The organism is Plasticicumulans sp. (assembly GCF_035331805.1).
Classification (GTDB): Bacteria; Pseudomonadota; Gammaproteobacteria; order Competibacterales; family Competibacteraceae; genus Plasticicumulans.
On record NZ_DAOLKE010000237.1, the window covers coordinates 1 to 5,620 of the forward strand.

At 72.3% G+C, this 5,620-nt stretch carries 5 protein-coding genes; all 5 read left to right on the forward strand.

The window, feature by feature from the left end:
* Window positions 1-2,121 (forward strand): leucine--tRNA ligase (gene leuS / locus PKE44_RS14190; RefSeq protein WP_324552303.1); only part of this gene is annotated, 2,121 nt, incomplete at its 5' end.
* 2 nt (window positions 2,122-2,123) lie between these two features.
* Window positions 2,124-2,651, forward strand: coding sequence for an LPS assembly lipoprotein LptE (lptE, locus tag PKE44_RS14195; protein ID WP_324552305.1), 528 nt, complete (start codon window positions 2,124-2,126; stop codon window positions 2,649-2,651).
* A 14-nt stretch (window positions 2,652-2,665) separates the two neighbouring features.
* Window positions 2,666-3,694, forward strand: coding sequence for a DNA polymerase III subunit delta (gene holA / locus PKE44_RS14200; protein WP_324552307.1), 1,029 nt, complete (start codon window positions 2,666-2,668; stop codon window positions 3,692-3,694).
* Between the two features lie 90 nt (window positions 3,695-3,784).
* On the forward strand, window positions 3,785-5,074 hold the full coding sequence (locus PKE44_RS14205; protein WP_324552309.1) for a glutamate-5-semialdehyde dehydrogenase: 1,290 nt from the start codon (window positions 3,785-3,787) through the stop codon (window positions 5,072-5,074).
* On the forward strand, window positions 5,067-5,620 hold a 554-nt coding region (locus PKE44_RS14210; protein ID WP_324552311.1), incomplete at its 3' end, for a UPF0149 family protein. The genes PKE44_RS14205 and PKE44_RS14210, both read left to right, overlap by 8 nt.

The window sequence follows — 5,620 nt, forward strand, 5'->3', positions numbered from 1 at the left end:
GTCAACTGGGATCCGGTCGACCAGACCGTGCTCGCCAACGAGCAGGTCATCGACGGCCGCGGCTGGCGTTCGGGCGCGCTGGTCGAGCGGCGCGAGATCCCGATGTACTACTTCCGGATCACGCAGTACGCCGATGAACTGCTCGCCGCGCTCGACGATCTGCCGGGCTGGCCCGAGCAGGTCAAGACCATGCAGCGCAACTGGATCGGCAAGTCGCGCGGCATGGATGTCGTGTTCCCGCGCGTCGGTGCCGACGGCGGCGTGAAGGTCTACACGACGCGGCCCGACACGCTGATGGGCGCGACCTACGTCGCGGTCGCCGCCGAGCACCCGCTCGCGCTCGAAGCCGCGGCCGGCAATCCGGAGCTCGCCGCGTTCATCGACGAATGCCGCAAGGGCGGCGTCGCCGAGGCCGACATCGCCACGCAGGAAAAGCGCGGCCTGCCGACCGGCCTGTGCGTGCGCCATCCGTTCACCGGCCGCGAGCTGCCGGTCTGGGTCGCCAACTACGTGCTGATGGGTTACGGCGAAGGCGCGGTGATGGCCGTGCCGGCGCACGACGAACGCGACTTCGAGTTCGCGCACCGCTACGGCCTGCCGGTCGAGCCGGTGATCCGCACGCCGGCCGGCGATGCGACGCCGCAGCCCTGGCAGCCGGCCTACGCCGAGCACGGCACGCTGATCCATTCCGGCGAGTTCGACGGCCTCGACTTCGACGGCGCCTATGCGGCGATGGCCGAGCGCCTCGGCGCGCTCGGTCTCGGCGGGCCGCAGACCCGCTTCCGGCTGCGCGACTGGGGCATCTCGCGCCAGCGCTACTGGGGCTGCCCGATCCCGATCGTGCACTGCGCCGACTGCGGCGACGTGCCGGTGCCGGCCGATCAGCTGCCGGTCGTGCTGCCCGAGGACGTGGTCCCGGACGGCAGCGGCAACCCGCTCGCGAAGCTGCCGGCCTTCTACGAGACCTCCTGCCCGAAGTGCGGCGCGCCGGCCCGGCGCGAGACCGACACGATGGACACCTTCGTCGAGTCGAGCTGGTACTACGCGCGCTACGCCTCGCCGAAGTTCGACGGCGGCATGGTCGAGCCCGGGGCCGCGCACTACTGGCTGCCGGTCGATCAGTACGTCGGCGGCATCGAGCACGCGATCCTGCACCTGCTGTACGCGCGCTTCTTCCACAAGCTGATGCGCGACGAGGGCCTGGCCGGCTCCGACGAGCCCTTCGTGCGCCTGCTGACCCAGGGCATGGTCGTCGCCGAGACCTACTTCCGCGAGGACGCCGCCGGCCGCAAGAGCTGGTTCAACCCGGCCGAGGTCCGGGTCGAGCGCGACGGCAAGGGCCGCATCGTCTCGGCGATCCTGCCCGCCGACGGCCAGCCGGTGCAGTTCGGCGGCATCGAGAAGATGTCGAAGTCCAAGAACAACGGCATCGATCCGCAGTCGCTGATCGATCGCTGCGGTGCCGACACCGCGCGCCTGTTCATGATGTTCGCCGCCCCCCCGGATGCCTCGCTGGAGTGGTCCGACGCCGGCATCGAGGGCGCCTCGCGCTTCCTCAAGCGCCTGTGGGCCTGGGGGCACGAGCATGCCGCGGCGCTCGCCGCCCGCCCGGCCATCGACGCCGGCGCGCTCGACGCCGGCCTCAAGGCCCTGCGCCGCGAGATTCACGAAGCCCTCGGTCAGGCACTGTTCGACTACCAGCGCCAGCAGTTCAACACCGTCGTCTCGGCGGCGATGAAGATGCTGAACGCGCTCGCGAAGCTGCCGGAGGGCGCTGCGGCCGACGGCGTGCGGGCCGAAGGCTGGGCGATCCTGCTGCGCGTGCTGGCACCGGTCGTGCCGCATGTCACGCACGTGCTGTGGGCCGCGCTCGATCGCGGTCCGCTGCTCGATGCGCCGCTGCCGCAGCCCGATGCCGGCGCGCTCGCGCGTGACAGCCTGACGCTGGCCGTGCAGGTCAACGGCAAGCTGCGCGCGCAGATCGAGGTGGCGGCCGATGCCGATCGCCTGACGATCGAGACCGCCGCGCTCGCCGATGCCCAGGTGCAGCGCTTCCTGGAGGGCCGTCCGGCGAAGAAGGTCATCGTCGTGCCCGGCAAGCTCGTCAACGTGGTCGGCTGAACATGGCAAGCGTGCTGCGCATCGCGATCCTGAAGGCGGTCTTCGTCATGCTGCTGGCCGGGCTGAGCGGCTGCGGCTTCCAGCTGCGCGGCCAGCTCGCGCTGCCGCCGGTGCTCGAACGCACGCATCTGCAGGTGGCGGCCGGCGATCGCTCGACGCTGTACCAGCACCTGAAGGCCGGGCTGCAGGTCAACGGCGTCAGCCTCGTCACCGATCGCAACTCGGCGACGGCCGTGGTCGAGGTGGGCGGCGAGTCGGTCAGCAAGCAGACGGTGGTCAAGAGCGGCTCGGGCAGCGCGCTTGAATACGAACTGTTCTACAGCGTCGATTTCCGCGTCACCGGTGCCGATAACAAGGTGCTGATCAGCCAGCAGAACGTACGCCTGAGCCGCGACCTGCTGTACGACAACGCCACGGTGATCGGCCGCGACACCGGCGAGACGCGCGCGACCGAGGACATGCGCAAGGATGCCGCGCAGGCGATCCTGCGGCGCATTGCGGCGCTTTCGTCGGCGCAGCCGGCGCGCTGAGCACGGGAGCGGGCATGCGCCAGCGTCCCGAGCAGCTCGCCGCGACGCTCGCGCGCGGACTGAAGCCGGTGTACCTGATCCACGGCGAGGAGCCGCTGCAGGCGCTCGAAGCCGCCGACGCCGTGCGCGCCGCGGCGCGTGCGCAGGGCTTCAGCGAGCGCGAGGTGCTGAATGCCGATGCCGGCTTCGACTGGAACAGCCTCGCGGCGGCGGCCGGCACGCAGTCGCTGTTCGGCGAGCGCCGGCTGGTGGAGCTGCGCATCCCCAGCGGCAAGCCCGGCGACGCCGGCGCCCGGGCGCTGCGCGCGTGGTGCAGCCGCCCGCCCGAGGATACGGTGCTGATGGTGGCCAGTGGCAGGCTGGACGCGCAGCAGATGAAGTCGGCCTGGTTCACGGCACTCGACGAGGCCGGCGTCAGCGTGCAGACCTTCGCGCTCGAGACGCGGGCGTTTCCGGAGTGGCTGACGCGCCGGGCCCTGGCGCGTGGCCTGAAGCTCGCGCCGGAAGCCGTGGCGCTGCTGGCGACGCAGACCGAGGGCAACCTGCTCGCCGCCGCGCAGGAGCTCGACAAGCTGTGGATGCTGCACGGCGACGCCCTGCTCGATGCCGAGGCGCTGCTGGCCGCGGTCGCCGACAGCGCGCGCTTCGGCATCTACGACCTCGCCGATGCCGCGCTCGATGGCGATCCGGCGCGCTGCGCGCGCATCCTCGGCAGCCTGCGCGCCGAGGGCGAGGAAGCCGTGCTGACGCTCTGGGCGCTGGCGCGCGAGATCCGCACGCTGCTGCAGGCCGCGCAGGAGTGCGCCCGCGGCAGCGCGCCCGAGGCGGCGCTGACGCGGCTGAAGGTCTGGGACAAGCGCAAGCCGCTGATGCGCCGGGCGCTGGCGCGGCTCGATGCGGCACGGCTGCAGCGGCTGCTCGCCGACTGCGCGCGCGTCGATCGCACGGTCAAGGGCCAGGAGGCCGGCGAGCCCTGGGATGCGCTGCTCGCGCTCGCGCTCGGGCTGGCCGGCTGCGACGCCGGGCTGGCGCGCAGCGCCTGAGCCCCCATATCCCGGCAGACCCGGCCGCTTTCCGGCCGGACGGAATGTTCAGGCAGTCGCCCGCAGCGGCTGCGCTTCGAGGTGAAGACGATGACTGCAAGCGTGCAGGAAACCCAGGCCGGCGCCGACGTGCGCAGCTACATGCAGGAACTCGGCCGGCGCGCGCGCATCGCGGCGCGGGCGATGAGCCGTGCCGACACCGCCGCGAAGAACGCCGCGCTGCTCGCGATCGCTGCGCAGATCGAGGCCGCGCTGCCGGCGCTGCTCGAAGCCAACGCCGCCGATCTCGAGGCCGCGCGCGCCGGCGGCCTCGGCGCGGCGCTGCTCGATCGGCTCGCGCTCGGCGAGAAGGGCATCCGCGGCATGGCCCAGGGCCTGCGCGAGGTCGCCGCCCAGCCCGATCCGGTCGGCGAGATCACCGACCTGAAGTTCCGCCCCTCGGGCATCCAGGTCGGGCGCATGCGCGTGCCGCTCGGCGTCATCGGCATCATTTATGAATCGCGTCCGAACGTGACCGCCGATGCCGCGGCGCTGTGCCTGAAGGCCGGCAACGCCTGCATCCTGCGCGGCGGCTCCGAGGCGGCGCGCTCGAACCGCGCGATCGCCGCCTGCATCGCCGCCGGCCTCGAAGCCGCCGGCCTGCCGGCCGAGGCCGTGCAGGTGGTCGCGACCACCGACCGCGCCGCGGTCGGCGAGCTGATCCGCATGGAGCAGTACGTCGATGTCATCGTGCCGCGCGGCGGCAAGAGCCTGATCGCGCGCATCGCCGCCGAGGCGCGCGTGCCGGTGATCAAGCACCTCGACGGCATCTGCCACGTCTACGTCGACGATCGCGCCGACATCGGCAAGGCCGTGCGCGTCGCCTTCAACGCCAAGTGCCGGCGCTACGGCATCTGCGGCGCGATGGAAACCCTGCTCGTGCACGAGGCGGTCGCGCCGTACGTGCTGCCGCAGCTCGCCGAGCTCTACGGCGCCGCCGGCGTCGAGCTGCGCGGCTGCGAGCGCACGCGCCAGTTGCTGCCGGCCGCGCTCGCGGCGACCGAGGAGGACTGGTCGACCGAATACCTCGACGCGATCCTGTCGATCCGCGTCGTCGACGGCCTCGACCAGGCGATCGCGCACATCGAGCAGTACGGCTCGCACCACACCGACAGCATCATCACCGAGGACTACACGCGCGCCCGGCGCTTCCTGCGCGAGGTCGATTCGGCCTCGGTCATGGTCAACGCCTCGACGCAGTTCGCCGATGGCGGCGAGTACGGGCTCGGTGCCGAGATCGGCATCTCGACCGACAAGCTGCACGCCCGCGGCCCCGTGGGCGTCGAGGGCCTGACCACGCAGAAGTACGTCGTGCTCGGGGATGGCAGCACCCGTGCCTGAGTCGCACGCCGCGCTGGCGCTCGATGACGACGAGCGCGCCGAACTCGACGCGGTGCTCGTCGCCGGCGGGCACGATCTCGAATACGCCGACGGCCTGTTCTGCGCGCTGATCTGCGGTCCGGCCGCGGTCGATCGCACCTGCTGGCTGACGCTGCTGTTCCCGGTGCCGGTCACCGGGGACGCCGCCGCGCGCGTGCTGGAACTCGTCGAGCGCCACTGGAACGACATCGCGCACCGGCTGTCGCTCACGCGCGAGGCGCTCGACGAGGACAGCTTCTATCTGCCGTTCACGCACGTGCGCAGCGGCGCGCCAGGCGAGGCGCTGACCGGCCAGCGCTGGGCCGAGGGCTTTCGCGCCGGCATGGCGATGGCGCCGGATGCCTGGCGGCCGCTGCTCGCCGACGAGCAGGTGCTCGCGCAGCTCGCGCCGATCGTGTCGCTGGCGCGCCCGGCCGGCGATGCGCGTTTCGGGGCGGCGGCCGATCGCGAGGCGCTGACCGACCTGCTGCCGCTCTCGGCCTACCGGCTCGCGCGCCAGCTCGCCGC

Coding starts and splice junctions, on each gene's coding strand:
- PKE44_RS14205 (WP_324552309.1), top strand. CDS start 3,785: ATGACTGCAAGCGTGCAGGAAACCCAGGCCGGCGCCGACGTGCGCAGC.
- lptE (WP_324552305.1), top strand. CDS start 2,124: ATGGCAAGCGTGCTGCGCATCGCGATCCTGAAGGCGGTCTTCGTCATG.
- holA (WP_324552307.1), top strand. CDS start 2,666: ATGCGCCAGCGTCCCGAGCAGCTCGCCGCGACGCTCGCGCGCGGACTG.